Consider the following 25,582-nt stretch of genomic DNA (forward strand, 5'->3'; position numbering starts at 1 on the left):
GCGAACAACATCGCGGGGAAGCGGCTCGCACCCCGGACACAGGAAAAGCGGCTGCGTTTCTTCTTGTCCATGCTCCGCTGGGCGAAAAAGCGCGGGCTGATAAAACAGGTTCCCAGTGAAGGTGTGAGCACCATGGTCGAGCCGAAGTCAGCCAGGGACGCAGGGAGACCGTGTTGGCTAATGGGCAAGGCGCGAAAAAGAGCCACCACATGCCCGCACCGCGAGTGCTTGTGCAGCATCGACTGGCGAAAGCGGCGCGAGTATCGCTGCGTTGCAGCTAATGTCGTCAGACCGGTTATTCAAAGCATCGAAAAGCCGTAGTCTTAAATTGCACTTTGACCGCATTCGGGCGCGACAATCGAGACGCGGACTTAAGTTGCCGTTCCCTGCTGGTCCGACCCTAAATCACCACAACGGCAGATTGACGCTGGACAGAATATTTCGGTGTTTCACGAGGCAACTTGGCTACTGGCAGTCTCAAAAACTATCTGTCTTGGCGGTGCCAGCACAGCGACTGGGCCAACTTCCTTGACTCTATGCTGGCTAAGAACCACAAGAGTGTATTGGTGAAAATTACTCGTTGCCGCGATGCTGCCGGCTTCGATGATCCAATGGCCTTCAGACCAATTGTAGCATGTGCCCCAGCATAGGAACGGGTTTGGCTGGGGTCTTCGCTATGAGCTCGTTCCTCGCAAGCATTCGCAACTGTCACCTGACAAGCCCCAGTCATCGCGTGACTCATGAAAGAAGGCGCCGTATGAACAGCACATGGCTAATAAATAGCGTGCTTGATGCCCGATAGATCAGGTCTCAGGCTCCGTTTCAATCAGTCATTCATCGTGTTTTCGCACGGCGTTCTTTGTTTAATCCCGGCATTCTTGTTGTTGTTCACAGGAACGCAGCTTCCTGCCCAAGCCACAGGCAATGCCGACGGATCGGTTTGTGACGAAGGTTTCGAAAACAAGAATGGATCGTGTCAAAGAACAGACGTACCAGAAAACGCATATCTGACGGGCAGTTCCTATGGCAGTGGCTGGGAATGCAATCATGGTTTCCAGCATGTCGGGGAGTTTTGCGAGGAAATCAATGTTCCTGAGAATGCCTATCTTGCATCAACCGGAGATCGATGGGAGTGCAATCGGCTCTTCCGCCGAGTCGGAGAAGAATGTGAAGAACTGATTGCGCCTCAAAATGGGTACGTCGAAACCCGGTTTGGCGCACAGGAAATACACTGCAACTGGGGATTTCGTAAGGAGGACCAGGAATGTGTTGCAATTAATGTCCCAAGCAACGGCCGTCTGACTGACAAAAACAGCCCGGATGGTTGGGTATGCCTCAGAGGTTACAGGGCAGCAGAGAGCGGCTGTGAGCCTGTGGCTATTCCAAAGCATGCATATCTGGCATCTGGAACTTTTTCCGGATGGAAATGCGAACGTGGTTTTCGCGCAAACCGGGACAGGTGCGTTGCGATCCTTGTCCCTTCAAACGCTCACTTGAATCGAAGAGGTGACGGATGGGAATGCAATCGGTCGTTCACACGACAGAACGACAAGTGCACCGAAAATGTGCCGAGACAATAGGTCGGTGGAAATCAATACCTCCTGACATATCCGGAAGGACGAAGCCGTGAACCATAACTCGATTGATGAAAATCTGGGTAAAAGCCTCAAAGCCGAAAAGGCTCGTCGCCGGTCCCACGGGATTAAGATATCTATTGCGTCAGTGGTGTTTGTTGCGGCGATAATTGTAGTGGTGTTTCTCTGATGCGTAAAAATGCCCCTCAAGTAACACTTCCGGGCTCAAAGATGTCAGCTCGTGGTCTGGAACAAAGAGCATTTCAGGACCGCAATGTTCGTAAGACGCGGAACGCTGACGTATCGGGAGTGATTGAAGAAGAGTTCGGAAAGTACTTGATTAAGGCAGGAATGCTGAGCGGTAACAGCGTTGCGCGCGCATTCCCCAAGCCGCCTGCTAAAACGCAGGCAATGATCGCCGACGCAGTTGGTGAAACACCCGCATTGGCCATTGAAGCACTAAAAAACACTCTCAAAGAGCGAGACAAAAAACGAAGCGGTCAACGCCGTTTGGAGGGAAACTCTGGCACCTTCGTTCCCAGTGAAAGAGAATATGCCGAGGCATTGCGCCAGATCAGGCTGACCCCTGCACAGGTTACAATGCTCAAAGCACTGACAATAGCAGGCAAGGAAGGTCTGACCATTGGTCACTTGTCTCAGGCGGCCGGTTACAAATCGCGCGAGGCGTCCGTCAAGGTCTTCAAGAAAATCGGGTTTTTGATCGCAGAATATCTGGAACTCGAACTTCCCGAAGGCGGGTCTGCTCAGAATGATGGCGCTGCTCAAGTCCTGGCATTTTCTCACGTCGAAAATGACGATAAACCAGCCACTTGGATCATGCATCAGGAACTGCGCGACGCCGTGCGTTCTATTCTATGACGAAAAATCAAGCACCTAAATACGAAGAGAGTTCCTGACCGCTCCAAATGCACGAAAGGTTGCACGCATAGCTTATGCTGAAGAAAAAATCATACCCGCTCGACCTGATCTATGTACCTGTGAAACGTGCAAAAACACTTGATCAGCAAAAAGTCCTGTCGCTGGCCGAAGATATCCTGAAGAACGGCCAGAAAACCCCGATTCAGATACGCGCGGACAACAAAAGGTTCGTACTGATTGAAGGCCTTCACCGACTAGAGGCCATTCGCGCCCTCGGAGGAGACACTGTCGAAGCCTACTTGGTGCGCGCCAGGCTACACTAAATTTTTGTTGGGATTGGCGTTCGACAAAGCCTCGGAAAACGTCAGCAGGCGCTGACTTTCTTCATCCCAAAGATGCAATCGCGCGCAGTGAAAGCTCTCATACAGAGTAATACGCTGGCAGTTTTCCAACTCGGAATGGTCACGCAAAACCTCGTTTAGCCGATAAAACGGTATGCGGCTGGCAAGGTGGTGAACATGGTGCACACCAATATTGGCAGAGAACCATCGCAGGATGCCTGGCAGGGCATAGTGAGAACTTCCATAGAATGCGGCGTTCTGAAGATTCCACACTTCTTCCCGCTCCCAGGTCGTGTGTTCAAACTGGTGTTGAATATAGAATAGCCAAATACCAATCGATGATGCGACAATCATGGTTGGCAGATAAACATACGCCAACACGTCAAAGCCTCCGGCCCAAATAACCAGAGGCAATAACCCTGCAATCGCGGCGTTTGTTCCCATCGCACTTGCCCAATACAGCCAGCCCGACCGCATGAAACCAAGAGGTAAGCGGTTTTGAAGAAAGAACGTATAGATCGGCACAATACCCAAAAGGAAGATGGGATTCCGGGTCAGACGATAAGCGGCACGCCCGAACCATTTCCGCTTCAGGTATTCTTCAACAGTCAATGTAGGGATGTCACCCATGCCACGTCGATCAAGGTTACCCGTTGAGGCGTGGTGAATCGCGTGGCTTTGTCGCCAAACGTCGTAGGGTGTCAGGGCAAGAATACCCAGAACCCGGCCTGTCCAATTGCAAACGGTTCGGTTTCTAAAGAAAGATCCATGACCACAATCATGCATAATGATGAAGATACGGACCAGAAACGCGGCATTCAGGATGGACAGTAATATTGCGACCCAGACACTAAAAGATAACGCAAACCACGCTATAGCCCATAGCGCAAATAATGGGACAACAGTGACCGAAAGTTCAAAAACACTGCGCTTCGCATCGGCCACACGATATTGCGCGAGTACCCGCGTCCAGTCTTTTGGTTGCAACTTACGTGTTCTCCAACGGCTTTTAGTAGTCCATTGTGCAAACGGGCACCCCCAAAAGGGTGCCCGAAAAAGATCAAGCCAGTGCCAGATTGGCGGCGCTGTCGCGTCCGTCACGGCCGGCTTCAACGTCGAAGGTCACCTTCTGGCCATCCTTCAATTCGCTGATGCCGGAACGTTCAAGTGCCGAGACATGCACGAATACATCGCGCTTACCGTCTTCAGGCTCGATGAAGCCAAAACCTTTGGTCGAGTTGAACCATTTTACTGTGCCATTTGCCATGGTGGTAGTCTCCTAATACTTGCCGCCCGCATGATTGCGGCGACTCGGCGTGGTCGGTCTGAATCGAAAGACTGAACGCCGAATTGAGGAGACAGCAGGTCGAAAAAGAAAAACGTAAGCCTAATGTATATGGACTTCGAGTACGCACGATACAAGCCTTGATTCAGTGGAGTAAAACAGAGGATTTGAATCTCCCTGGCTCAAGTCAGGATAAAGAGCACCAGAGCCGTTGCCAAAGCACGCTTTGTCTGTGTCCTGCTCATTGCCGGACAAACGCTTGCTGCGCCCGGAATGAATGGTCCGTCTTCATGCCGCAGTGCCGCGCCAACGATGATGCACATGAGATAAAACCTATGCTGCGAGCGCGCGCAGCGAAAATCTCCAAGGTACAGTTTGGGCTCACGGACTAACCCGCTCTCGCGGCAAGGGGCAGCGTCACGGCCCTTGTTGAGACTGGTTGGAATCAGTCTGACAGCACCCTTCTTTCCACAAGCCCCTGTTCTTGCGGATCGGAAAGATTGGAACGGCATCGCGCTCGATGATGGCATTGTTACAGCGGCGCGTGTCGCAGGCGCCATCGGCGATCACGGTGTTGATCGGCTCGTCCGGCGGGGTCTGGCTGGGCAGGTCAGATAGTACTGGGCTGGCCGCCCCCAGGCCTGAACACCTAACCCGGAATGATCGTCAGCCGGTCGTTCAGCCACGGCAGCCGCGCCACCGCCGGATCGATCATATGCGCCTGCATCAGGCGGCGCATCATCTCGGCCACGTCGCGCGGCACCTGATCGGACCAATCCGACCGGGTGTACAGGGATATCCGGCGCGAGAAATCCCCGAACGGCACCGGAAACACGTCGATATCGTCGTGGAACCGTTCGGCGCGCATATATCCCAGCGGTGTCGTCAGCGCCCACCCCAGCCGCCGCCCCACCATCGCCATCAGCGCCAGATGCGAGCCGATCTCGAACCGCTCCTCGAATTCCAGCTTGTGCCGCGCCAGTTGCGCCTCGATCTGGCGGCTGATCAGCTGCTCGCGCGCATAGCGCAGAAACGGCAGGTCCGCCAGCGCCCCGGCCACATCGCCGCCCTCGGGAACCGCCCCTTTGGGCGCCACCAGAATGAAGGGGTCGTTGACCAGCGGATATTCCACCACCCCTTCCAGCATCTCGCCGCTATGGGCCGAGACCGCCAGATGCAGCCGCTGCGAGGCCAGCGCCTCGAAGATTTCGAGGCTGGGCAGGGTGACCAGCTTGAACTTGCTGCGGGTCAGGCTGTCGGCCAGCAACGTCGCCAGCCGCGGCGTCAGGTCATTGTCGAAATCGTCGATCAGCCCGATCGACAGCATGCTCAGGTGGCCCAGATCCATCACCATCAGCTCGCTCTGGGCCTGTTGCAGTTCCGACAGCACCGCCTCGGCGCGGGTCTGGAAACCGCGCCCCGCCTGCGTCAGCCGCATCGGCCGCCGCGTGTGATCGACCAGATCGACGCCAAGCGCCTGTTCCAGATTGCGCAGCTGCTGGCTGACCGATGGCTGGCTGAGCCCGGTGACCTCGGCCGCCTGCGCCACCGAGCCGGTGCGCGCCAGCGCCGCGAACACTTCCAGCCCCCGCAGGGTCACACCCTTGATCACCATTCAACCGTCCCTTTCCGCTGCGCCATTTCTGAAAGGCCCCCGGCGTCAGGTCAAGCACTCAAACCCGGCACACCGCACTGGGGTGGCCGGGCAAACCCGTCAACACTGGGATCAAACCTTAGCGGCAGGCGGCCTGCGCCAGCTGCCCAAAGACCTCATACCGCTCCCACAGCGTGTCGTCCTCGGCGGTTTTCGACATCTTCACTTCCTGCGCCTGATGCGGGTCGGTGAACCACTTGGCCACGGTGCGCTGGTCGCCGCGTGACAAGGTGTCGTTGGCCACGCCCTGAATACAGTTGCACCGCTGACGCGTTGCCGCCTGACTGCCCGAGGCCATGCAGGCCCGCTGGATGTCGCCGCGCGCCGCAGAGGCGGTCGGAATCGCCGATGCCAGCAAGGCTGCGCCGAATGCGATGGTAAAGAGATGTTTCATGACTCTGCTCTCGTTTTGCCTGCCCGGAGGAATCTGTGCCCCTCTCGGCCGTGGGCAAAGTATGAATTAAACGGTCGCGTGGATCAATCATACGTTGCGAAAAAGTGATTACTCGATCCGGAAACGATACATTCCCACCATCCCCCGTAGGCCGGGCTTCAGCCCGGCACCGGTCAGGACAGGAAGGGGAGCCACCTTTCAATCGCCTTGATTAACGCTTCGATTTTTTCCGGATACGTTGCAGCATACCCCGCTCCGGTCGCCGGAATACCCCACTTGATCAAAGTATCGACCGCAAGATCGCCTTTGCCTGCGCACCATTTGAGAAAGCTTGCCAACCCAGATTTAAACTTAGCAAGAATTGCTTCAATCCACTCGCGAGCAGGGCTTTCCTCTTCCAAAGCCGTCGAGAGTTCTTCGGTGGCTTCCCAGATCAAGGTTATCACGCCGGACAAACGTTCATCTTCGATGCTCTCAGGAGGGTTGTTGCCTCCGATACCGTGGCGCGCAGACGTTCGAACCGTCAGGTTGTCTTTCATGTCCGATAAGGCTTTCTCGACGTCCCACCGCGCCTGAATTTGTTCGATTTCGCCAGCGACAGCTTCGGGACCGGCCTCCCAAACGGCATCGTCGATCAGCGCAACACGGCGCTGCAAGTCCCAGTCGAGGGGTTTGCCATCAAGGAAACCGGCGTACCAGTTCTGAAACCAGTCGCTCCCGATTTCACGTGCGACAATGTCGAAGAAAAATGCTGCGCGTTTGGACGCATGAGGGCTTTCCAACAACCACAGTTTCAGAAGGAAAGGACTGTTTGCGTTGAAATCGTCGTTGAGCGCGTGATGCAGGTATTCTGTGGCCAGATTGCGAAGATCACCATCGGCATTGGCCGCGCCGCGAAAGTAGTTGTTCAATCTGCTGATCGAAGCACGACAGCAAGGCTCCGGCGCGCGCTCGCCGCTCAGCGCCAAAACGGCCTCGCCAATCGCGCCGAACCGAAAATCAAACGCGCCGACCTCTTCTCTAAAGGCGCGGTCGAATTCTTCGCCACGACGCCCCAACGTCTTTGGCAAATCCTTGCCCTCATACCCCACCACGCTGACCAGAAGGCGCAGGTATGAGCAAAGAAAATCATTCAGACGCTGCACCTTGTTGTCGCCCGACAGGTGCGACGCAACCGCAGCCGCCGCAGGCACCGACCGGAGGGCATTGCGCCTCAGAACATCGCGCAGCTTGATTTCATCGGCGCTCAGCAGCCAAGTATCAATCGTTTCGTTGCTCAGGGTCGGTGCGCCGTCGTTCTCCACCTTGACCGCCTTAAAAAACCCGCTAATACGCGGACCATGACAGACCTCGCTCATATCCGCAATTTCTCCATCGTCGCGCATATCGACCATGGCAAATCCACCCTTGCCGACCGGCTCATTCAAGAGACCGGGACGGTGCAGGATCGTGACATGAAGGAACAACTGCTCGACGCCATGGATATCGAGCGCGAGCGGGGCATTACCATCAAGGCCAACACCGTCCGCATCGACTATACCGCCGACAATGGCGAGGCCTATGTGCTGAACCTGATCGACACGCCCGGCCATGTCGACTTCGCCTACGAGGTCAGCCGCTCCATGCGCGCGGTCGAAGGCTCCCTGCTGGTCGTCGACAGCACCCAGGGGGTCGAGGCGCAGACGCTGGCGAACGTCTATCAGGCCATCGACGCCGATCACGAGATCGTGCCGGTGCTCAACAAGATTGATCTGCCCGCCTCCGATTGCGACCGCGTGGCCGAACAGATCGAGGACGTGATCGGCATAGACGCATCCGGCGCCATCCGGGTCAGCGCCAAGACCGGGCAGGGCATCCACGAAACGCTGGAGGCCATCGTCGCGCATCTGCCCGCGCCCAAGGGCACGCTTGATGCGCCGCTCAAGGCGATGCTGGTGGATTCGTGGTACGACAGCTATCTCGGCGTCATCGTTCTGGTCCGCATCATGGACGGCGTGCTGAAAAAGGGCATGCGGGTCAAGTTCATGTCGAACGGCACCCTGCACCATGTCGACCGCATCGGCGTCTTCCGCCCCGCCATGCAGGTGGTCGACCAGCTTGGCCCCGGCGAAATCGGCTTTCTCACCGCCTCGATCAAACAGGTCCGCGATACCCGTGTCGGCGACACCATCACCAATGACCGCAACGGCACCGATAAGGCGCTGCCCGGCTTCAAACCGGCGCAGCCGGTGGTGTTCTGCGGCCTCTTCCCGGTGGATTCAGCCGAATTCGAAGACCTGCGCGACGCGATCGACAAGCTGGCCCTGAACGACGCCTCCTTCAGCTTCGAGATGGAAACCTCCGCCGCGCTGGGCTTCGGCTTCCGCTGCGGCTTTCTGGGCCTTCTCCACCTCGAGGTGATCCGTGACCGCATCGAACGCGAATATGATATCGAACTGATCACCACCGCGCCGTCGGTGATCTATCACGTCTTCATGAAGGACGGCGAAAAGATCGAACTGCACAACCCCGCCGACATGCCGGACCTGTCCAAGGTCGACCACCTTGAGGAACCGCGCATCAAGGCCACCATTCTGGTGCCCGACGAATTCCTCGGCGACGTGCTGAAACTCTGCCAGGACCGCCGCGGCATCCAGATGGACCTGACCTATGCGGGCCAGCGCGCCATGGTCGTCTATGACCTGCCCTTGAACGAGGTCGTCTTTGACTTCTACGACCGCCTGAAATCGGTGACCAAGGGCTATGCCAGCTTTGACTACCAGCTCACCGGCTACCGTCAGGACAATCTGGTCAAGATGTCGATCCTTGTGAATGACGAACCGGTCGATGCGCTGTCGACCATGGTTCACCGCGACCGGGCCGAGATGCGGGGCCGCGCGATGTGCGAAAAGCTCAAGGACCTGATCCCGCGCCACATGTTCAAAATCCCGATCCAGGCCGCCATCGGCGGCAAGGTCATCGCGCGCGAGACCCTGTCCGCCCTGCGCAAGGACGTGACCGCGAAATGCTACGGAGGCGACGCCACCCGGAAGCGCAAACTGCTGGACAAACAGAAGGCGGGTAAAAAGAAGATGCGCCAGTTCGGGAAGGTTGATATCCCGCAGGAGGCGTTTATTAGCGCCTTAAAAATGGACAGCTAAAGGCTGGCCATTTTTACGGCGGGTGGGCGAAAGCGGTTGGCGCAGCCAACTGCGTGCCCTACGGGCATAGTTGCTTTAGAAGTCCAACACACCTTTGCAAAAGAAAATTCATGTATATTTCCCTTTGACAACTTATAGATAGATGCTCACTTTCGACGTACATTGCATCGGAGGTTTTGGTTGTCAGATTTGCCCAAAGGTGAGCTTCAGGTTTACTCGGAGACTACCGTTCCAGCTTTTGTCGACAATTGGTCGCCTGAGAAAAAGATCAGAGAATTTCGAAAATGGGTTGAGGCGAATTTTGTTCCCGAGGAAGAAGCCCGATACGACTTCAGTGATTGGGAAAATGAAGATGAACTCGCCGATGAATGGGAGCTGCGATCAATTCCGACAAAAGACCTTCTGCATCGGGCATGGGCGCAACACATTACGGTTTCCGAGTTTGAGAATCTGCTGGAAAAACTAGATGATAGCTTTCCGGACTATTGGGTGCCGCACGAGGATCGTGTTGACGTAGATGAAGTGGAAGAAGACGAGGATGAGGAGTTCAATTTTAGTGATTTGAAGGACAGTGTGCCTCGAATTCGTTCTTATCTAAATTTGTTCGAGGAAGTTATACCTGCGGGTATGGGGCACAATCGCCCACCAAGCGATAGTGTTCTGATTGCGAAAGAACTCCGCGAACTTCGAAAACTTCTAGAGTTTGTTGAGGAGGCCGAAGTTGAAGAACTGGAAGCTTCTGAAAGCAAACTGAGCCGATTGTCTGAACTCTCAATTGCTTTGTCAAAGAAGATCTTTGCTTACATTGGTGAGGTCGGAGATTCTTTTGTCAAAGAATTTGCAAAAGTTGCTGGCGAGCAAACCGCGAAATGGACGGCGAGGGGCTTATCTGTTTGGTTTGCTGCACAAGGGTTGAAATCCTTCGGTGAGTCAATTGCTTCGCTGTTTTAGCCGTTATCCGATACCTAGTTGAAGATTAGCTGAAAACACCCGCCCGGCGGCACCGCCGGGCCGCGCCGACCCGCCCCCATGGGGCGGCGCGTTTGCGCCACCCCTCGGGTCGGCGCTGCCCTCTGTTCTGTTGAACACCCGTAGGGCGGGCTTCAGCCCGCCATCCAACCCGGGCAACAGGCGCCAATCCGATGCATTGGCGGCACATATTGGCGGGCTGAAGCCCGCCCTACGCTGCCGGATCACTAACGACGCTCCGCCCGTTCGCGGCCCTCGGTTCCGACCACACCCGTTGCATTTATCTCCGTAGGGCGGGCTTCAGCCCGCCATCCAACCCGGGCAACAGGCGCCAATCCGATGCATTGGCAGCACATATTGGCGGGCTGAAGCCCGCCCTACGCTACCGGATCACTAATGACGCTGCGCCCGTTCGGCCCTGAAACGGTCCACTGGGCCGTTTCCAGGACGGGCCTTACCCCCATAAGCCAACTACCGCCGATCCCAAACACTCCGACCAAAGTCGGCAGAACCGCCCGCCGGAAAAGTGGTATCATTCCGACACCTTTGTGGGAGGATACCCTGATGAAACATCTGACAATCGCCGCCGCCTTCTGCCTGCTGGCCATGCCCGCCCTTGCCGGGCAATGCCCCACCGACATTGCCGCCATCAACGCCGCGCTGGATGCGGGCACCGACCTGACCGACGAGCAGATCGTACAGGTCGAGGCATGGCGCGACGAGGGGCAGCAACTGCATGACGCGGGCGATCACAGCGCCTCGGTCGAGACGCTGGCCCAGGCCAAAGAGATGCTGGGCCTCAACTGACACCGGCATCCAGGGGGCGTGCAGCATCACCCCGCCGCGCGTCCCATCAATCGGCGCCACCACCGGATCTGGTCGCGCTGCATCACCTCTCCGCCCTCCACCGGGTCCAGCCCGCCGCGCTGCAGGATGCGCCGTTCCTCGGCGCGGGTCATCTGCACCTCGCGCACCCGCAGCGCCGCCTCGCGCGCGGTGACATAGGTGCCATCCGGCCCCGGCTCCATCCCCGGAATGCCCCTGCCGCGTGACCACCAGCCACGCAGCCCGCTCAGCGGGTGCCGCCAGCCGATCTGTTCGTTGTCCGACAGGTCCCAGATGCGCTCTGCCTCGGGGATCGAAACCAGCGCCGCCAGCGCCCGCCCGCGCCGGGTCAGGATGATCACCTCGCGCGGGTCCTGGGCGCGGGTCACAAGCTGGCTCAGCTCGGCGCGGGCGCGGGAAATCGGGATGAGCATGGGCGAATCTCCTTTGTACGATTCGGACAACCGGGGGTCTGAAACTGGGACATTTCGGTAAATTCGGCCCTGCCGCGGCGTACGATCGCCTTTGCACCTGCAGAAAGACGCGATTTTCAGGCGCAGAAAAGGTGCCCCGGTTTTTCCGGTTTTAACCGCGCGTGGCAGCACCGGTTTTCAGGTTGTCCACATATTCGTACAAGTGGATATCAACACGTTATCCCCGTCTAATTTTCATGCTGCAGTGCTATTTTCTTGTCTGGCGGCAGGGCCGGTGCAACAGTTGGTCCATCGCAAGGGTTCTTAGGAACCGGAGCGGGACGCACAGGCCAAGGGGGTCGGAGTTGACGGAAGGCAGGTCTTAGGATTTGCGTTTCATCGCAAAGGCTTACCGGGAACAGGTCGGTCGCGAGGGGTCTTCGGGCTCATGGCGAAGGATCGGTTTTTCATAAGGGTTGTGCGGGTCGTGTGGGGTCCCTCGGATCTCATGCGGCGGCACTGGTCCTTCGGGATCGGGGCAAACGGTCAGGTGTACTTTTCGGAGGAAGCCAGGCCACTAAGGCGTCAGGGGTATCCGTCTGGATGCATGCGAAGACCGCGTCTGAGCACCTGACGCCTTTTCCTTTTTCAGGTCGGGATCATACAGGCCACCACTCGTAACCCATTGAAAAGAAACGGGGATCAACTGCATGAGCAGTCAATCCCCGTCGTCAGCGTCTGCTGATGCATTACCGCGTCCATGCACCTGTGATGCCATGGCTACCCGGTTTGCGGGACTGGTACAACCACATATTGCGGGCCATGCGGTTTTGGTGACCATATTTTGTTGAATGAGGCGTCAGGGCAACAGGCCGTCCGGTTGCCCGGAGCCGGGGTCAGAATTTCTTCTGAATATCCTCGGCCACATCCTCGATTGCGTCCCCGGCCTTCTGTACATCACGCCCCGCCCCCTTGGCGGTCTCGCAAGCGGCCAATGAAATAAGGGCAATGCCAACCAAAATCGCGCGGATCATGCTGCTCTCCGTTTCTTCTGTTTGCCGATCCCGTAGCACCTCTTGTACAACAAATCCAGCTTTGTCGCGCTGCCGTCACTTCTGTCGAAACAACGGCGCAAACAAAGCTGTCAAAATGAACAAAAGCGCCGCAGCACAAACAATACTAGGCCCCGCCGGAGCATCACCAAGATAAGCTGCGCCTAGCCCACCCACGGCAGCCATACCGCCGAGGAGAGCTGCGGTCATGGCCATGGCCTCTGGCGTTCTGACCAAGGGTCGTGCACCCGCCGCCGGGATGACAAGCAAAGCGGCGATCAACAAGACCCCAACGACCTTTATTGCAACAGCAACCGTCAGGGCGAGGGAAAGCGTCAGCCACAACTCCTCACGCCTTGGATTCACACCCGAAGCGCGGGCGAGGTCCGGGTTTAGCGTGGACACCAGCAGGGCCGACCAGCGCCATGCGATTCCCCCGACGATCAGCATGGCCCCGCCCCATATGGCGGCGAGGTCGGCGCGGGTTACGGCGAGAATGTCGCCGAACAGGAACGCGCTAAGGTCCAGGCGGACATCCGAAAGCACGGTCACCGCTACCATTCCCGCTGCCAGCGCGGTATGGGCCATAACTCCCAGCAACGTGTCCATCGCGTATCCGCGGCCGCGGAAAGCAGTAATTGCAAGGCCCATTGCAAGCGCCGCCACGATCACTGAGGGTAAAAGTGGTAAAGAAAAGCTGAGCGCAAGCGCGACGCCTAGGATCGCGGCATGGGCCGTTGCTTCTCCAAAATAGGCCATCCGGCGCCAGACAACGAAACAGCCCAAGGGGGCGGTCGCGACTGCGACGCCCAATCCGGCGAGAGTTGCGCGAACCATGAAATCATCGAGCATCAGTGCGTCTCATCATGCGAGTGCGGGTGGTCGTGATCATGCGAGTGGCTGTGCTCGTGCCGATAAAGTGCCATGGTTCCCTTGGTGCCACTTCCGAAAAGCGCGCGGTATTCCGGCGCGTCGGCAACCATCCGCGGAGAACCTTCGCAGCAGATATGGCCATTCAAGCACAGAACGCGGTCTGATGCGGCCATGACGACATGGAGATCATGACTGACCATCAAAATCGCGCATCCCAAATCGTGCCGAACCTGCTCGATCTGCTCATAGAACGCGGCGGAACCGGGTTGATCCAGGCCTTGTGTTGCTTCATCCAACAGCAACAGTTGCGGCCTTTCCAGCAGGGCGCGCGCCAAAAGAACACGCTGGAACTGGCCGCCGGAAAGATCTGCCATCTGGCGGTGTCGGATGTCCGAAACTCCGGCTCGTTCAAGCGCATCCAAAGCTATCGTGGACGCGATGCGCCGGGGCAGGCTCAGGAAGCGCTCTACGGTCATCGGCAGGGCCGCATCCAACGCAAGTTTTTGGGGTACATATCCGATGCGCAGCCCAGGTGCCCGGACAATGTGTCCTTGCGCCAGGGGTACCGCGCCAATCAAGGCCCTCAGAAAGGTGGATTTGCCCGACCCGTTTGGTCCCACGATGGTGACGATTTCACCCGCCGAAATTGCGACGTCGATATTGTCAAGGATCGTGCGGCCCTCCAACTCGATCCTGACGCCCTCGGCGGCAATGACCGGAGGGCTCATGCCACACCTGTTGCGCAAGTGGGGCAAAGACCCTCGGCTTCGACAACGACACGTTCGATGACAAACCCGGTCTTGTCCGCAGCGGTACCCAACCGGCCTTGTTTCAGTTCCGTTTCAGCTTCGGCTACAGCCTTGCATTCTCGGCAGATCAGAAAGGCCGGGACGTGGTCATGGGTGGGGTGGGCACAGGCGGTGTAGGCGTTCAACTGTTCGATTCGGTGGACGAAGCCGTTTTGCACAAGGAAATCCAGTGCCCGATACGCGACTGGCGGTTGCGAACCCAACCTCTCAGACGCGAGGATTTCGAGGATGTCATAAGCCCCCATCGCACGGTGCTTTTCCAGCAGGATTTCCAGTACGCGACGCCTGACGGGGGTCAGTTGTAATTTTTGTTGCCGGCATTTCGCTTCCGCTTCATGCAACGCGGTCGCAATGCAGGTGCCGTGATCGTGGTTGTGAAATCCTATGGCGGTCAAGGGGCTCTCCGTCATTTTAGTGGTTGATATGTTATAACGTCGGAACTATCAAGCTAACCTGAATGTAATAACATATCAACTGAGGCGCCATGTTTAGATTCCCGATCCTGGTGACGTTGCCCTTCTATGCCGGTTCCGTAGCGGCTGAAGTGCCGGTCGTCGCAACGGACATAGCACCGGTTCATTCTTTGGTTGCGCAGGTTATGGAAGGCGTAGGAGAGCCAAAACTGATCATCCGCCCCGGAGTATCGCCTCATGCCTATGCGCTGCGCCCGTCAGAGGCGCGTGTGCTGCAGTCGGCAGATCTGGTGATCTGGATCGGAGAGAGCCTGACGCCCTGGATGGAGAAACCATTGGCGGCACTGGCAGGTGATGCGGAGCAACTGGAATTGCTGGAAATGGATGGAACCATCCTGCACGAGCTTCGCGAGGCGCACGAAGAAGATGACGGGCATGGTCACGAAGGGATAGACCCCCATGCCTGGCTGGATCCGCGTAATGCGCAGGTTTGGGTGGACCACATCGCCAGAGCGTTGGCCGAGGCCGATCCGGAAAACGCGGAGACATATCAGCGTAACTCGGCGGTGGCCAAAAAACGGTTGATACAATTGGAGACGGATATTTCCTTGCATCTTGCCCCGATGCAGGATCGCCCATTTGTGACGTATCACGATGCTTATCAGTATTTCGAACAACGGTTCTCGCTCAACCACACCGGATCGATCACCCTCGGAGACGCCGGTTCTCCCGGCCCCGCGCACCTGGCGGAAGTTCGGGAACATGTGCAAGGAAATTCCGTGACTTGCGTATTTTCCGAGCCCCAATTTGACACACGGTTGGTGGATGCCGTGGCCGAGGAAGCTGAGGTGAGTGTGTATATCCTCGACCCGTTGGGAACAAAGCTTGAACCCGGCGTGGGGATGTATTCCGCTATTCTGAACCAGATGAAAGACAGTTTTTTTGCTTGCGCCAATGGCAACTGACTGGCTGTCAGGCGATCCGGAAACCTTCGATCAACTGCCGCAGTCCAAGCGCTGCCCCTGCGAAGATCGCGGCAAACGTGACCGGTGCGCTGAGTGACAGCACGCTGAACGCGGACATGCCTTGACCGACGGTACAGCCGATTGCCAGCACCGCTCCGATCCCCATGATTGCGGCACCGAGAATTTGCCTGCGCAACTCACGCGGATCTTCACAGGCTTCCCACCTGAAATGGCCCCGGATCATCGATCCAATCAACGCACCGGTCCAGACACCCGCCACCGATCCCACAGCAAAGGAGAGGGGGCGCAAACTGCCGGTCATGGCGAAGAGAATTGTTTCCCCAAGAGGGGCCGAGAAACTGTGTGAAACGACGGGAAGTGCCTCGAACCCGTGCTGAGCAACCCAGAAAGTTCCGGCCCAGCCGGACACAATGGCAAGCGCCACAATCAAAGACCAAAAGATGGATTTCGGGTTTTGCCGCAGCGACGGCGCCCACAGGGCGGCGATGCAAATCGCTGCACCCATCGCTAGACCGATGGTATTTGACGGCAGACCAGTCGCGTTGGCTGCGTGATGGGCAAGGCCAGGCAGGGTTTCACCAGACACCGGGATTTGGGGGAACAGGAAGTTTCGGATCGGGGCCAGTGGGCCGCTAAGTGTGACATAGGTAAATACCCCCATGACCAGCACGATAACAAAGGCACGCAAGTCACCCCCGCCCAACCGCGCAATCGCGCCGAAACCGCAATTGCCGGACAGCGCCATGCCGTATCCGAACATCAGACCGCCGACAATGGACGCCAAAGGATTCCAACGGATAGACAGGTAGTAGCTGTTGCCAGGGTCAAAAAGACCGAGTGCGGCCAGAGCAAAACTTCCCATCACGGCGCTGCCGATGGCCAGTGCCCACATCCGCAATCGCAGGTCAGAGCCGCCATAAAGCAGGTCTTCAATGGCGCCCAGTGTGCAAAACCGCCCCAATCGGGCGGCCAGACCCAACAGAATGCCGCCGCCGAAACCGATAGCGGTGACGATTTGATGGTCGGTCAGTAACTCGAACATGGACCATCTCCCCTTGATCGCATGTGGAATTGACTTGGAGCATGCAGAAATAGCCCGGCCACCGCAAGCGGTCACAAAAGCTGGGTGCGCTGGCAGAAACCGAGTTTTTCAGTCAGTGTCTTTGCAAAAAAGGTCATAAACCGTTTCCAGCATGCGCCGGGGGCGGTCGTCAGCAAGACGGTAATAGATTGCCTTGCCATCGCGGCGCGGTACAACCAGCCCTTCAAGCCTCAAGCGCGACAATTGCTGAGAGACTGCTGCCTGACGGGCCGCGAGCAACTCTTCCAGTTCCGTGACGGATTTCTCGCCGGACACCAGATGGCACAGGATCATCAGCCGCCCCTCGTGGCTGATTGCCTTTAGAAAATTCGACGCCTTGGTCGCATTATCGACCATCTTGTCGAGTTCGTCTTCGGCCATATCGCTTGAAAACTTTGGCAGCGCCATCTTTCGAGTTCCCTACATTCCCAGTGGACGCTTCGAGCGGCTCCCCTCCGCTTCGGTCCAGTGGTCAAATTCGTTACACTTCTTGTCCAGACATTTCCAGCTACAAGTCCAATATTATTGCGAATGCGCGACCGTTCGGGCTCACCCACCTGCCAGGGATGCGATTCGGAACTCCGTGTACTCGACCAGCAACCGTTCAAGCAGCGGCCAGAAGAAATCTTCACCAGGGTATCCTTCGAGCCGCGCCAATTCGCGGCCTTGGTCGACCAACAAAAAGGTGGGGGTAAAGGACACGGGGCGATTGATCTGCAACTCATCAGTCACGGTGCGGATGTCGATACGGCGCAATGGAGCAAACTTGCCCTCGTGCGTTTTTGGATAGATCGGCGCGATTTCGGCGTCCCAACGGGCGCACCAACTACACCCTTTCCGTTCGACCATCACCAACTCAGCGGCCGCTGCGGGAAGGACCCACAGCAGAGCAAAAGCAATCGAAAGCAAGAGGCGGCGTATCAGCATGTGCAGTTGTTGACCTGATCTTTCCCATAATATAATTTGAATGTATGAATTTTGCAACCTGCCGTTTGGCCTGCCAATTGCTTGGATGGTGCAATGCTTGAAATTTCTCTGGTCGGAGCATTGACCGCAGGATTGCTCAGCTTTTTTACGCCCTGCATTCTGCCAATGGTCCCGTTTTACCTGTCCTATCTTGGTGGATTGAGCATTGCAGAGTTGCGCGGCGATGGCAGGATTGCCTCTGGCGCGCAGAAGAGGCTGCTTGTTTCTGCTCTGATGTTTGCCCTTGGCGTGACGACTATATTCATGCTGCTGGGGATGGGGGCCACTGCGCTAGGCAAGCTGTTTGGGCAGCACATCGACGCGCTGTCTTATATTGCAGCGGCGGTTCTACTGGTATTCGGCCTGCATTTTCTAGGAATAATCCGAGTTCCCTTTCTCTATCGCGAGGCAAGGCTGGAAAGCTCGGCCGAGGCGTCCACCGTGTTCGGGGCTTATCTGATGGGGCTGGCCTTTGGGTTCGGCTGGACGCCCTGCGTGGGGCCAGCACTGGCATCGATCCTGATGATTGCCTCGGGGATGGGGGATATTTGGCGCGGCGCGCTTTTGTTGTTCGTCTACGGAGCGGGCATGACGGCGCCATTTGTAATCGCTGCGTTGTTTGCCAAACCGTTTCTGGCATGGGTGCAGCGTCACCGCGCCGCGTTTGCCTGGGTCGAAAAGGCGATGGGCGCGATGCTGATCCTGTTTGCTGTGCTGATTGCAACCGGCGGGGTCAATTTGATCGCCGATGCAATGATCCGGTGGGTTCCAGGATTTGCCAGCATAGGTTGAATTAATAGGAGAGAGAAATGACAAGACTGGTTGCCGTGTTTTTTGCCGCCCTGCTTGCTGTACCCGTGTTGAGTGCTGAACTGGGTGATGACGGTCTGCATAAGGCAGACTGGATGCGGGATACATTCAAGGACCTGAGCGAGGATTTTGCCGAGGCCCAGTCCGAAGGAAAGCGCTTGCTGCTGCTGGTAGAGCAGCGCGGGTGTCTGTATTGCAAGGATATGCACGACAATACTTTCCCCGACCCGCGGGTGATGGCGATGTTGGAGGACACCTATTTCCCGGTGCAGATCAACCTGCATGGAGATACCGAAATCGTCGATGCCGATGGTGAGGTTTTGTCGGAAAAACAAGCAACCCGCCGATGGGGCGTTTTGTTCACGCCCACAATGATCTTTTTGCCAGTCGAGATGGACGCCGAACGCTCGGCAGCGGAACAGGCGGTTGCCGTTATGCCCGGGGCGTTTTCTCCGGGAACCACCCTGGATCTTTTGACCTGGGTTGCCGAGGAGCGCTATCTGGATCAGTCCGAGGAAGATTTCCAGCGCTATCACGCCCGCATGATTCGTGAACGGAACGATGGCGATACACGCTGAGGCGCGCAGGCTGAAAGAACCCCGTATTGAATCTTCAATCGAATTCACGGCTGAGGCGTGAAATAAAACAAAAAATTCATAAACATGAATTTGTTGTTGCGTTCCGTCTGTTCGGTGGCCTACGGTATGCAAAGCGAGTTTCGCCGCGCCCTGCGCGGCAGCCAAGGGGAGGACACATGAAAACTGCTTCACTGACATTGGCCGCAATTGTGGTTGCAGGCGCCGCGCTTGCAGAAACCGGCCCCAACGACGTTGCTTTCACGGAGGATGGCGCTGTCGAGGCTTCGTTGACCGGAAAGCCCGGCGACGCGTCCAACGGTGCGATGGTGGTAGGCGAAAAATCCATGGGAAATTGCGTTGCCTGCCATCAGGTTTCGGCCCTGTCCGACGTGCCTTTCCAAGGTGAAGTTGGCCCGTCGCTTGACGGCGCAGGGGATCGCTGGACCGAAGCCGAGCTTCGCGGTCTCGTCTCAAATGCGAAGATGACCTTCGAAGGAACGGTCATGCCTGCCTTCTATAAAACGGATGGCTTCGTTCGGCCCGGTGACGCCTACACGGGCAATGCGCCAGAAGGGCCGCTGCCGCCTATCTTGGCCGCGCAGGATATCGAGGATGTGGTCGCATTCCTGGCGACCTTGAAGGAAGAGTGAGGCGCGTTGCCTGTGTCTTTCAGCATGCAAAGGAGAATAACGATGGAATTCACACGTCGTGACACCTTGGGCCTTGCCCTAGGCGCAGCGGCCCTTTCGGTCCTGCCCTTCCGCGCAAATGCGGCGGCCGAGGATTTGATTGCGGAATTCACCGGAGGCGCCGAACTTGCGGATGCCGGAGTAACCCTGACCGCACCGGAAATCGCAGAGAATGGCAATACCGTTCCGATCGAGGTGTCGGCGCCGGGCGCATCGGCGATCATGGTTCTGGCTACCGGCAACCCGACACCGGGTGTCGCGACCTTCAACTTTGGGCCATTGGCCGGGTCGCAAGCGGCATCTACGCGCATCCGCCTGGCGGAAACGCAGGATGTTGTTGCAATCGCCAAACTGGCCGACGGCTCTTTCGCCAAGGCCAGCGCGACCGTGAAAGTGACCATCGGGGGGTGCGGCGGTTGATTGCCGTCCATCCGATAAACAGGAGAATTCACAATGGCATCTGGTGTTAAACCCCGCGTCAAGGTCCCGAAAAGCGCGGCTGCGGGCGAAGCAGTGACAATCAAGACTCTGATCAGCCACAAGATGGAAAGTGGTCAGCGGAAGGACAAGGAAGGCAACGTCATTCCGCGTTCGATCATCAACCGCTTCACCTGCGAGTTCAACGGGCAGCTTGTGATTGACGTTAAAATGGAACCGGCAATCTCGACCAATCCGTATTTCCAGTTCGAGGCGACCGTGCCGGAGGCAGGGGAGTTTGCCTTTACCTGGCATGACGATGACGGCTCGGTCTACGACGAGAAAAAGTCGATCGCCATCGCCTGATACAGGGCGCGAGAACAATGGCCATGCCGCACGGAACCGGCGTGGCCGACCACCCAAGGGAGGATATTGAATGAATTTCAGGGCAATGAGTGCGATTGCCGCATTGGTCGCCGCGCCGCTGGCAGCGGGTGCCGGTCCTGACGAGGACAACCTCGTTGTGAATGGCGAGATCGAGATGGTCACAAAAACTGCAGCACCGGCGCATCTTTCCGATGCAATGGATGAGATTTATTCGGGTTGGCGTTTTCGTTCGGATGAAACTCAGGCGCTTCAGATGGATGATTTTGACAATCCCGCAATGGTGTTTGTGGATCAGGCGCAGGAAGCGTGGGACACGGTCGAAGGAAGCGAAGGCAAATCCTGTGCGTCCTGTCATGGAGCTGTCGAAGAGAGCATGGCCGGTGTGCGGGCCGTGTATCCAAAGTGGAATGAAAAAGCAGGCGAAGTCCGCACTCTGGTGATGCAGGTGAATGATTGCCGCGAGAACCAGATGGGGGCAGAAAAATGGAAGTATGACGGCGGAGAAATGACCGCAATGGAAGCTCTGATTTCTGTGCAATCCCGTGGAATGCCGGTCAACGTGGCCATCGACGGCCCCGCCCGGGAAACCTGGGAGAAGGGCAAGGAAGTATACTATACGCGGTACGGCCAGCTGGAGTTGAGTTGCGCCAATTGCCACGAACAAAACTATGGCAACATGATCCGTGCCGACCACCTGAGTCAGGGGCAAATCAACGGGTTCCCGACCTATCGGTTAAAAAATGCCAAGTTGAACAATGCACACGCACGCTTCAAGGGTTGTGTGCGTGACACCCGTGCCGAGACCTTCAAACCGGGTAGCGATGAGTTCGTCGCTCTGGAGCTTTACGTTGCTTCGCGCGGCAATGGCTTGTCGGTCGAAGGTCCGTCTGTCCGTAACTGAAACCGAAAAACCCCGCGTCATTGTGCGCGGGGTTTTTCCGTATCAACAAATTCAATAAAGCGAATGCAATCAAGATTAATAGGGAAAGTTGGTCCAGATGATCTCGCGTCGTGATTTTCTTCAGGTCTCAATGGCGGCTTCGGCCCTTGTGGGGGCGTCGGGTTTCGGCAACTGGGCCCGACTGGCCGCGCAGCAAAGCCTGACGCAGGACCAGTTGTTGGAGTTCGAAACCTACGGAAACATCAGCCTGATCCATGTCACGGATATTCATGGCCAGCTGAAGCCGATATATTTCCGTGAACCCGAAATCAACCTGGGCGTTGGAGAAAACAAGGGATACGTGCCTCACATTACCGGCGCAGATTTCCGCAAGGCCTACGGGATCCTAGATGGAAGCGCGTCTGCTTATGCCCTGACGTATGATGACTTTTCGGCGCTATCCAAGGCCTATGGTCGCGTGGGTGGCATGGATCGTGTCGCTACTGTCATCAACGCCATTCGCGCCGATCGACCTGATGCTCTTCTGCTTGATGGCGGGGACACATGGCACGGCTCTTACACGTGCTACCAGACCGAGGGTCAGGACATGGTCAACGTCATGAACGCCTTAAAGCCCGATGCCATGACCTTCCATTGGGAGTTCACTTTAGGCAGCGAGCGGGTGAACGAGATTGTCGAAAGCCTGCCTTTTGCCGCACTGGGACAGAACATATTCGATGCCGAATGGGACGAACCAGCCGAGTTGTTTAAGCCCTACAAGTTCTTCGAACGTGGCGGGGCCAAGATAGCCGTAATCGGGCAGGCTTTCCCCTATATGCCCATTGCCAACCCACGCTGGATGTTTCCCGAGTATTCATTCGGCATACGCGATGAAAACATGCAGGCCACGGTCGACGAGGTTCGCGCCGACGGCGCCGACGTGGTGGTCGTGTTGTCCCACAACGGATTTGACGTCGACAAGAAGATGGCGGGCAAGGTGCAGGGGATCGACGTGATCCTGTCAGGCCACACGCATGATGCGCTGCCCGACCCGGTGCTGGTCGAAAAGACCCATATCATCGCGAGCGGATCGAATGGCAAGTTCGTCAGCCGGGTAGACATGGATGTGCGCGATGGCCAGTTGATGGGACTGCGCCACAAACTGATTCCAGTCTTTTCAAACGTAATTGCGCCCGACCCGGCGATGACGGCGCTGATCGAAGAACAGCGCGCACCGTTTGCGGCCGATCTGGCCGAGGTGATCGGCAAGACCGACTCGCTGCTTTTCCGGCGCGGCAATTTCAACGGCACCTGGGACGATCTGATCTGCGACGCGCTGATCTCGGAACGAGAGGCCGATATCGCCATGTCCCCCGGCGTTCGTTGGGGGCCGAGCCTTGTTCCCGGCGACGATATCACCCGCGAAGATATCTGGAACGTCACCTCGATGAGTTACGGGCAGGCTTATCGGTCAGAGATGACTGGCGAGTTTATCAAGGTCATCCTCGAAGACGTGGCCGACAACATCTTCAACCCTGACCCATACTATCAGCAGGGCGGTGATATGGTGCGGATCGGTGGGATGGGGTACCGGATCGACATAAACAAATCGCAGGGCGAACGCATCAGTGAAATGACGCTACTCAAGACCGGTGAGGCGATCGATCCAGCCAAAATTTATGTCGTCGCCGGATGGGCCAGCGTCAACGAAGGCACCGAAGGTCCGATGATATGGGACGTGGTAGAGAGCCACATCCGCAAGCAGGAAACCGTCACGGTCAACCCCAAAAACTCGGTCAATGTCGTGGGTGCCTGAGCGCCCGCCAGCTCATTTACGCACCCAAGACAACAGGTGTGATGAAGTTTAAGGAGGCAAGTTTGAGATGAGTGAGAACTTCCTAAAAAACGCCCCGTCCCGCCGTCAGTTTCTTACCGGCGCTGCTGCTGCCGGGGCAGGGGCGTTTTCTGCGGGTGTGGTGCAGGCGGCAGAGCCTGACCCGCTGATCACGGAAATTCAGGAATGGGCGCGCTCGACAGGTGAAGGCGTGGATGTCACCCCATACGGATTGCCTATACAGTTTGAATCTGACGTCGTGCGCCGGAACGTGGAATGGCTGACGGCGGATACGATCAGTTCCATCAATTTCACTCCGATCCATGCCCTTGACGGCACCATAACGCCTCAAGGATGCGCGTTTGAACGCCACCATTCCGGTGCCATTGAGTTGAACAAGCAGGACTACCGGCTGATGATCAACGGTCTGGTGGATACACCACTGGTATTCACCTATGCCGACCTGGAACGGTTTCCGCGCGAAAACCACGTCTATTTCTGTGAATGTGCCGCCAATACCGGGATGGAATGGGCCGGTGCGCAACTGAATGGCGCGCAGTTCACTCATGGCATGATACACAACATGGAGTACTCCGGTGTGCCGTTGCGCACCTTGCTGGAAGAGGCCGGAGTGAAGCTGGAAGGCAAGTGGGTCTATGTCGAAGGTGCGGACGCCAGTTCGAACGGGCGGTCTATCCCGCTGGATAAGGCTATGGATGACGTATTGGTGGCGTTCAAGGCCAATGGCGAAGCGCTGCGCAAAGAACACGGCTATCCTGTCCGTCTTGTGGTTCCCGGCTGGGAAGGGAACATGTGGATCAAGTGGCTGCGCCGGGTCGAAGTGACAGAAGGTCCAGTGGAAAGTCGCGAAGAAACCTCTAAATACACCGATACTCTGGCCAATGGGATCAGCCGCAAATGGACCTGGGTGATGGACGCCAAATCCGTAGTCACGTCGCCGAGTCCGCAGGCGCCGATTACCCATGGTCCGGGGCCCTTGGTGATCACCGGATTGGCCTGGTCGGGCCGAGGCGCGATCACGGGTGTTGATGTGTCGGTTGACGGTGGCAAGAACTGGATGCCCGCTCGTTTGGCCGCGCCGGGCACCGACAAGGCGCTGACGCGGTTCTATCTCGATCATAACTGGGATGGTTCTGAAATGTTGCTGCAAGCGCGCGCCAAGGATTCTACCGGATATGTGCAACCCAGCAAGGCGCAATTGCGCGAGGTTCGGGGCGAAAACTCGATCTACCACAACAATTGCATCCAGACCTGGTGGGTCAAGGCGAATGGGGAGGCCGAGAATGTCGAAGTTTCTTAATGTTCTTGTCGGAACCGTGCTTGGCTCTGTTTGTGTCGCCGCGCCGGTATTGGCTGGGACATATGGTCTTGGCCGCCCGGCACTGCCCGAGGAAATTGCTGCCTGGGATTTGGACGTCTCGCCAGACGGTACCGGCCTGCCTGCGGGATCCGGTTCAGTGGAAGACGGCGAAATGGTATTTGCTGACAACTGCGCTATCTGCCATGGCGATTTTGCCGAAGGCGTCGACAACTGGCCCAAGCTGGCAGGCGGTGAAGGCACTCTTGCCGACAAGGACCCGCTCAAGACAGTTGGGTCCTATTGGCCCTATCTGTCGACCGCGTGGGACTATGTCCATCGGTCCATGCCATTCGGCGACGCCCAGACAATGAGCGTGGACGATACCTATGCAATAGTGGCCTACATCCTTTACTCCAACGACTTGGTCGAGGATGATTTCGTCCTGTCGAACGAGAACTTCCTTGAAGTCGAAATGCCCAATGCGAACGGGTTCATCGTCGATGATCGGGAGGAGGCCGAGGCGCATTTCTGGGACATCGAACCCTGCATGGAAAACTGCAAGGACAGCGTTGAGATCACCATGCGCGCCATGGTGCTGGATGTAACGCCTGAAGAGGAAGGTGAAGCTGTGGAAGCATCGCCGTCCGAACCGGTCGTGGATGAACCGGTTCAGGAAGCAGCCCTTGATCCGGCTTTGGTTGAACATGGTGAGAAAACATTCAAGAAATGCAAAGCCTGCCACCAGGTCGGAGAAGGTGCGCAGAACAAGGTTGGACCGGCGTTGAACGGAGTTGTCGGAGCCGCCGCTGCGAGAGCCGACGGTTTCAAGTATTCCAAGGCCCTGCAAACAGCCGCCGAGGGTGGCCTAATCTGGTCTGAGGAGGAGCTGGCGGCGTTTCTAGCCAAGCCAAAAGCTTACATGAAGGGCACCAAGATGTCCTTTGCCGGACTGAAGAAGGAAAAGGATGTCGAGGCGGTCATCGCCTATATCCAAAGCTTCGGGAACTGAACA

At 57.1% G+C, this 25,582-nt stretch carries 28 protein-coding genes and 1 pseudogene; 15 read left to right on the forward strand and 14 right to left on the reverse strand.

The features are described from left to right. Window positions 1-1,763 precede the first annotated feature (1,763 nt). Window positions 1,764-2,453 (forward strand): hypothetical protein, encoded by a 690-nt coding sequence (locus tag AC2FMY_RS10255; protein ID WP_496748292.1) that lies wholly within the window; start codon window positions 1,764-1,766, stop codon window positions 2,451-2,453. Between the two features lie 74 nt (window positions 2,454-2,527). Beyond that, on the forward strand, window positions 2,528-2,776 hold the full coding sequence (locus tag AC2FMY_RS10260) for a ParB N-terminal domain-containing protein (RefSeq protein WP_480749077.1): 249 nt from the start codon (window positions 2,528-2,530) through the stop codon (window positions 2,774-2,776). Here the strand turns inward: AC2FMY_RS10260 and AC2FMY_RS10265 are convergent. The 6 genes and pseudogenes from AC2FMY_RS10265 to AC2FMY_RS10290 form a co-directional block, all read right to left on the reverse strand. Then, the gene (locus tag AC2FMY_RS10265) at window positions 2,768-3,781 is read right to left on the reverse strand and encodes a fatty acid desaturase (RefSeq protein ID WP_496748291.1); all 1,014 of its coding nucleotides are present in this window, start codon (window positions 3,779-3,781) and stop codon (window positions 2,768-2,770) included. The genes AC2FMY_RS10260 and AC2FMY_RS10265 overlap by 9 nt on opposite strands. Before the next feature lie 73 nt (window positions 3,782-3,854). After that, window positions 3,855-4,061, reverse strand: coding sequence for a cold-shock protein (locus AC2FMY_RS10270; RefSeq protein ID WP_480749079.1), 207 nt, complete (start codon window positions 4,059-4,061; stop codon window positions 3,855-3,857). Between the two features lie 474 nt (window positions 4,062-4,535). Beyond that, window positions 4,536-4,706, reverse strand: a pseudogene (locus AC2FMY_RS10275) (IS5/IS1182 family transposase); the annotation flags it as partial. Window positions 4,707-4,728: 22 nt separating this feature from the next. Next, on the reverse strand, window positions 4,729-5,694 hold the full coding sequence (locus tag AC2FMY_RS10280; RefSeq protein ID WP_480749080.1) for a LysR family transcriptional regulator: 966 nt from the start codon (window positions 5,692-5,694) through the stop codon (window positions 4,729-4,731). Window positions 5,695-5,812: 118 nt separating this feature from the next. Further along, the gene (locus AC2FMY_RS10285; protein ID WP_480749081.1) at window positions 5,813-6,127 is read right to left on the reverse strand and encodes a hypothetical protein; all 315 of its coding nucleotides are present in this window, start codon (window positions 6,125-6,127) and stop codon (window positions 5,813-5,815) included. Window positions 6,128-6,300: 173 nt separating this feature from the next. Beyond that, the gene (locus AC2FMY_RS10290; protein ID WP_496807350.1) at window positions 6,301-7,512 is read right to left on the reverse strand and encodes a hypothetical protein; all 1,212 of its coding nucleotides are present in this window, start codon (window positions 7,510-7,512) and stop codon (window positions 6,301-6,303) included. Between AC2FMY_RS10290 and lepA the strand changes: the two genes are divergently transcribed. From lepA to AC2FMY_RS10305, 3 genes are all read left to right on the forward strand, one after another. Beyond that, window positions 7,468-9,267 (forward strand): translation elongation factor 4, encoded by a 1,800-nt coding sequence (gene lepA / locus AC2FMY_RS10295; protein WP_480749083.1) that lies wholly within the window; start codon window positions 7,468-7,470, stop codon window positions 9,265-9,267. The genes AC2FMY_RS10290 and lepA overlap by 45 nt on opposite strands. 180 nt (window positions 9,268-9,447) lie before the next feature. Beyond that, complete coding sequence (locus AC2FMY_RS10300; protein WP_496744565.1) at window positions 9,448-10,218, forward strand: hypothetical protein; 771 nt, start codon at window positions 9,448-9,450, stop codon at window positions 10,216-10,218. 582 nt (window positions 10,219-10,800) lie between these two features. Then, on the forward strand, window positions 10,801-11,043 hold the full coding sequence (locus AC2FMY_RS10305; RefSeq protein WP_480749085.1) for a PA2433 domain-containing protein: 243 nt from the start codon (window positions 10,801-10,803) through the stop codon (window positions 11,041-11,043). A 26-nt stretch (window positions 11,044-11,069) separates the two neighbouring features. On the opposite strand, the gene AC2FMY_RS10310 is transcribed toward AC2FMY_RS10305, so the two are convergent. From AC2FMY_RS10310 to AC2FMY_RS10330, 5 genes are all read right to left on the reverse strand, one after another. Continuing rightward, entirely contained in the window at window positions 11,070-11,495 is a 426-nt protein-coding gene (locus tag AC2FMY_RS10310) for a type II toxin-antitoxin system Phd/YefM family antitoxin (RefSeq protein ID WP_496744567.1), read from the reverse strand. A gap of 875 nt (window positions 11,496-12,370) precedes the next feature. Next, on the reverse strand, window positions 12,371-12,508 hold the full coding sequence (locus AC2FMY_RS10315) for an entericidin A/B family lipoprotein (RefSeq protein ID WP_480749087.1): 138 nt from the start codon (window positions 12,506-12,508) through the stop codon (window positions 12,371-12,373). Between the two features lie 75 nt (window positions 12,509-12,583). Next, window positions 12,584-13,378: a metal ABC transporter permease gene (locus tag AC2FMY_RS10320; protein ID WP_496744569.1), complete on the reverse strand. Its 795-nt coding sequence runs from the start codon at window positions 13,376-13,378 to the stop codon at window positions 12,584-12,586. After that, on the reverse strand, window positions 13,378-14,127 hold the full coding sequence (locus AC2FMY_RS10325; protein WP_496744571.1) for an ATP-binding cassette domain-containing protein: 750 nt from the start codon (window positions 14,125-14,127) through the stop codon (window positions 13,378-13,380). Before AC2FMY_RS10325 ends, AC2FMY_RS10320 begins: the two co-directional genes overlap by 1 nt. Further along, a complete protein-coding gene (locus tag AC2FMY_RS10330) occupies window positions 14,124-14,603 on the reverse strand; it encodes a Fur family transcriptional regulator (protein ID WP_496744573.1) in 480 nt (159 codons plus the stop codon). The genes AC2FMY_RS10325 and AC2FMY_RS10330 overlap by 4 nt, the downstream gene beginning before the upstream one ends. A gap of 89 nt (window positions 14,604-14,692) precedes the next feature. Between AC2FMY_RS10330 and AC2FMY_RS10335 the strand changes: the two genes are divergently transcribed. Further along, a complete protein-coding gene (locus tag AC2FMY_RS10335) occupies window positions 14,693-15,586 on the forward strand; it encodes a zinc ABC transporter substrate-binding protein (protein ID WP_480749091.1) in 894 nt (297 codons plus the stop codon). A 7-nt stretch (window positions 15,587-15,593) separates the two neighbouring features. Here the strand turns inward: AC2FMY_RS10335 and AC2FMY_RS10340 are convergent, their stop codons facing one another. From AC2FMY_RS10340 to AC2FMY_RS10350, 3 genes are all read right to left on the reverse strand, one after another. Continuing rightward, window positions 15,594-16,649, reverse strand: a complete 1,056-nt coding sequence (locus tag AC2FMY_RS10340; RefSeq protein WP_496744575.1) for a YeeE/YedE family protein — start codon at window positions 16,647-16,649, stop codon at window positions 15,594-15,596. Between the two features lie 108 nt (window positions 16,650-16,757). Continuing rightward, window positions 16,758-17,096, reverse strand: coding sequence for an ArsR/SmtB family transcription factor (locus AC2FMY_RS10345; protein WP_480749093.1), 339 nt, complete (start codon window positions 17,094-17,096; stop codon window positions 16,758-16,760). Window positions 17,097-17,237: 141 nt separating this feature from the next. Beyond that, complete coding sequence (locus AC2FMY_RS10350) at window positions 17,238-17,615, reverse strand: hypothetical protein (RefSeq protein WP_496744577.1); 378 nt, start codon at window positions 17,613-17,615, stop codon at window positions 17,238-17,240. 93 nt (window positions 17,616-17,708) lie between these two features. On the opposite strand from AC2FMY_RS10350, the gene AC2FMY_RS10355 reads away from it, so the two are divergent. The 9 genes from AC2FMY_RS10355 (at window position 17,709) to AC2FMY_RS10395 (ending at window position 25,579) form a co-directional block, all read left to right on the forward strand. Continuing rightward, window positions 17,709-18,446 carry a cytochrome c biogenesis CcdA family protein gene (locus tag AC2FMY_RS10355; protein WP_496744579.1) on the forward strand — a complete coding sequence of 246 codons (738 nt, stop codon included), beginning with the start codon at window positions 17,709-17,711 and terminating at the stop codon, window positions 18,444-18,446. Window positions 18,447-18,463: 17 nt separating this feature from the next. Continuing rightward, on the forward strand, window positions 18,464-19,042 hold the full coding sequence (locus AC2FMY_RS10360; RefSeq protein ID WP_496744581.1) for a thioredoxin family protein: 579 nt from the start codon (window positions 18,464-18,466) through the stop codon (window positions 19,040-19,042). A 176-nt stretch (window positions 19,043-19,218) separates the two neighbouring features. Then, window positions 19,219-19,692: a sulfur oxidation c-type cytochrome SoxX gene (gene soxX, locus AC2FMY_RS10365; RefSeq protein ID WP_480749097.1), complete on the forward strand. Its 474-nt coding sequence runs from the start codon at window positions 19,219-19,221 to the stop codon at window positions 19,690-19,692. 42 nt (window positions 19,693-19,734) lie between these two features. Further along, window positions 19,735-20,151: a thiosulfate oxidation carrier protein SoxY gene (soxY, locus tag AC2FMY_RS10370; RefSeq protein ID WP_480749098.1), complete on the forward strand. Its 417-nt coding sequence runs from the start codon at window positions 19,735-19,737 to the stop codon at window positions 20,149-20,151. 33 nt (window positions 20,152-20,184) lie between these two features. Next, the gene (soxZ, locus tag AC2FMY_RS10375) at window positions 20,185-20,514 is read left to right on the forward strand and encodes a thiosulfate oxidation carrier complex protein SoxZ (protein WP_480749099.1); all 330 of its coding nucleotides are present in this window, start codon (window positions 20,185-20,187) and stop codon (window positions 20,512-20,514) included. A 70-nt stretch (window positions 20,515-20,584) separates the two neighbouring features. Continuing rightward, window positions 20,585-21,436, forward strand: a complete 852-nt coding sequence (gene soxA, locus AC2FMY_RS10380) for a sulfur oxidation c-type cytochrome SoxA (protein ID WP_480749100.1) — start codon at window positions 20,585-20,587, stop codon at window positions 21,434-21,436. Window positions 21,437-21,533: 97 nt separating this feature from the next. Next, window positions 21,534-23,231, forward strand: coding sequence for a thiosulfohydrolase SoxB (gene soxB, locus AC2FMY_RS10385; RefSeq protein WP_496807351.1), 1,698 nt, complete (start codon window positions 21,534-21,536; stop codon window positions 23,229-23,231). 67 nt (window positions 23,232-23,298) lie between these two features. Beyond that, on the forward strand, window positions 23,299-24,570 hold the full coding sequence (soxC, locus tag AC2FMY_RS10390) for a sulfite dehydrogenase (RefSeq protein ID WP_496807352.1): 1,272 nt from the start codon (window positions 23,299-23,301) through the stop codon (window positions 24,568-24,570). Beyond that, on the forward strand, window positions 24,554-25,579 hold the full coding sequence (locus AC2FMY_RS10395) for a c-type cytochrome (protein ID WP_496807353.1): 1,026 nt from the start codon (window positions 24,554-24,556) through the stop codon (window positions 25,577-25,579). The genes soxC and AC2FMY_RS10395 overlap by 17 nt, the downstream gene beginning before the upstream one ends. The last annotated feature ends 3 nt before the right edge of the window (window positions 25,580-25,582 follow it).

Source organism: Ruegeria sp. YKSE079 (genome assembly GCF_059612845.1).

What these genes read in the sequence shown, in the direction of transcription:
- AC2FMY_RS10355 (WP_496744579.1), top strand. Translation starts at nt 17,709, where the DNA reads ATGCTTGAAATTTCTCTGGTCGGAGCATTGACCGCAGGATTGCTCAGC.
- AC2FMY_RS10315 (WP_480749087.1), bottom strand. Translation starts at nt 12,508, where the DNA reads ATGATCCGCGCGATTTTGGTTGGCATTGCCCTTATTTCATTGGCCGCT.
- soxA (WP_480749100.1), top strand. Translation starts at nt 20,585, where the DNA reads ATGAATTTCAGGGCAATGAGTGCGATTGCCGCATTGGTCGCCGCGCCG.
- soxB (WP_496807351.1), top strand. Translation starts at nt 21,534, where the DNA reads ATGATCTCGCGTCGTGATTTTCTTCAGGTCTCAATGGCGGCTTCGGCC.
- soxC (WP_496807352.1), top strand. Translation starts at nt 23,299, where the DNA reads ATGAGTGAGAACTTCCTAAAAAACGCCCCGTCCCGCCGTCAGTTTCTT.
- soxZ (WP_480749099.1), top strand. Translation starts at nt 20,185, where the DNA reads ATGGCATCTGGTGTTAAACCCCGCGTCAAGGTCCCGAAAAGCGCGGCT.
- AC2FMY_RS10255 (WP_496748292.1), top strand. Translation starts at nt 1,764, where the DNA reads ATGCGTAAAAATGCCCCTCAAGTAACACTTCCGGGCTCAAAGATGTCA.
- soxY (WP_480749098.1), top strand. Translation starts at nt 19,735, where the DNA reads ATGGAATTCACACGTCGTGACACCTTGGGCCTTGCCCTAGGCGCAGCG.
- AC2FMY_RS10280 (WP_480749080.1), bottom strand. Translation starts at nt 5,694, where the DNA reads ATGGTGATCAAGGGTGTGACCCTGCGGGGGCTGGAAGTGTTCGCGGCG.
- AC2FMY_RS10305 (WP_480749085.1), top strand. Translation starts at nt 10,801, where the DNA reads ATGAAACATCTGACAATCGCCGCCGCCTTCTGCCTGCTGGCCATGCCC.
- AC2FMY_RS10335 (WP_480749091.1), top strand. Translation starts at nt 14,693, where the DNA reads ATGTTTAGATTCCCGATCCTGGTGACGTTGCCCTTCTATGCCGGTTCC.
- AC2FMY_RS10270 (WP_480749079.1), bottom strand. Translation starts at nt 4,061, where the DNA reads ATGGCAAATGGCACAGTAAAATGGTTCAACTCGACCAAAGGTTTTGGC.
- AC2FMY_RS10350 (WP_496744577.1), bottom strand. Translation starts at nt 17,615, where the DNA reads ATGCTGATACGCCGCCTCTTGCTTTCGATTGCTTTTGCTCTGCTGTGG.
- AC2FMY_RS10260 (WP_480749077.1), top strand. Translation starts at nt 2,528, where the DNA reads ATGCTGAAGAAAAAATCATACCCGCTCGACCTGATCTATGTACCTGTG.
- AC2FMY_RS10345 (WP_480749093.1), bottom strand. Translation starts at nt 17,096, where the DNA reads ATGGCGCTGCCAAAGTTTTCAAGCGATATGGCCGAAGACGAACTCGAC.
- AC2FMY_RS10290 (WP_496807350.1), bottom strand. Translation starts at nt 7,512, where the DNA reads ATGCGCGACGATGGAGAAATTGCGGATATGAGCGAGGTCTGTCATGGT.
- AC2FMY_RS10340 (WP_496744575.1), bottom strand. Translation starts at nt 16,649, where the DNA reads ATGTTCGAGTTACTGACCGACCATCAAATCGTCACCGCTATCGGTTTC.
- AC2FMY_RS10285 (WP_480749081.1), bottom strand. Translation starts at nt 6,127, where the DNA reads ATGAAACATCTCTTTACCATCGCATTCGGCGCAGCCTTGCTGGCATCG.
- lepA (WP_480749083.1), top strand. Translation starts at nt 7,468, where the DNA reads ATGACAGACCTCGCTCATATCCGCAATTTCTCCATCGTCGCGCATATC.
- AC2FMY_RS10325 (WP_496744571.1), bottom strand. Translation starts at nt 14,127, where the DNA reads ATGAGCCCTCCGGTCATTGCCGCCGAGGGCGTCAGGATCGAGTTGGAG.
- soxX (WP_480749097.1), top strand. Translation starts at nt 19,219, where the DNA reads ATGAAAACTGCTTCACTGACATTGGCCGCAATTGTGGTTGCAGGCGCC.
- AC2FMY_RS10395 (WP_496807353.1), top strand. Translation starts at nt 24,554, where the DNA reads ATGTCGAAGTTTCTTAATGTTCTTGTCGGAACCGTGCTTGGCTCTGTT.
- AC2FMY_RS10320 (WP_496744569.1), bottom strand. Translation starts at nt 13,378, where the DNA reads ATGCTCGATGATTTCATGGTTCGCGCAACTCTCGCCGGATTGGGCGTC.
- AC2FMY_RS10310 (WP_496744567.1), bottom strand. Translation starts at nt 11,495, where the DNA reads ATGCTCATCCCGATTTCCCGCGCCCGCGCCGAGCTGAGCCAGCTTGTG.
- AC2FMY_RS10360 (WP_496744581.1), top strand. Translation starts at nt 18,464, where the DNA reads ATGACAAGACTGGTTGCCGTGTTTTTTGCCGCCCTGCTTGCTGTACCC.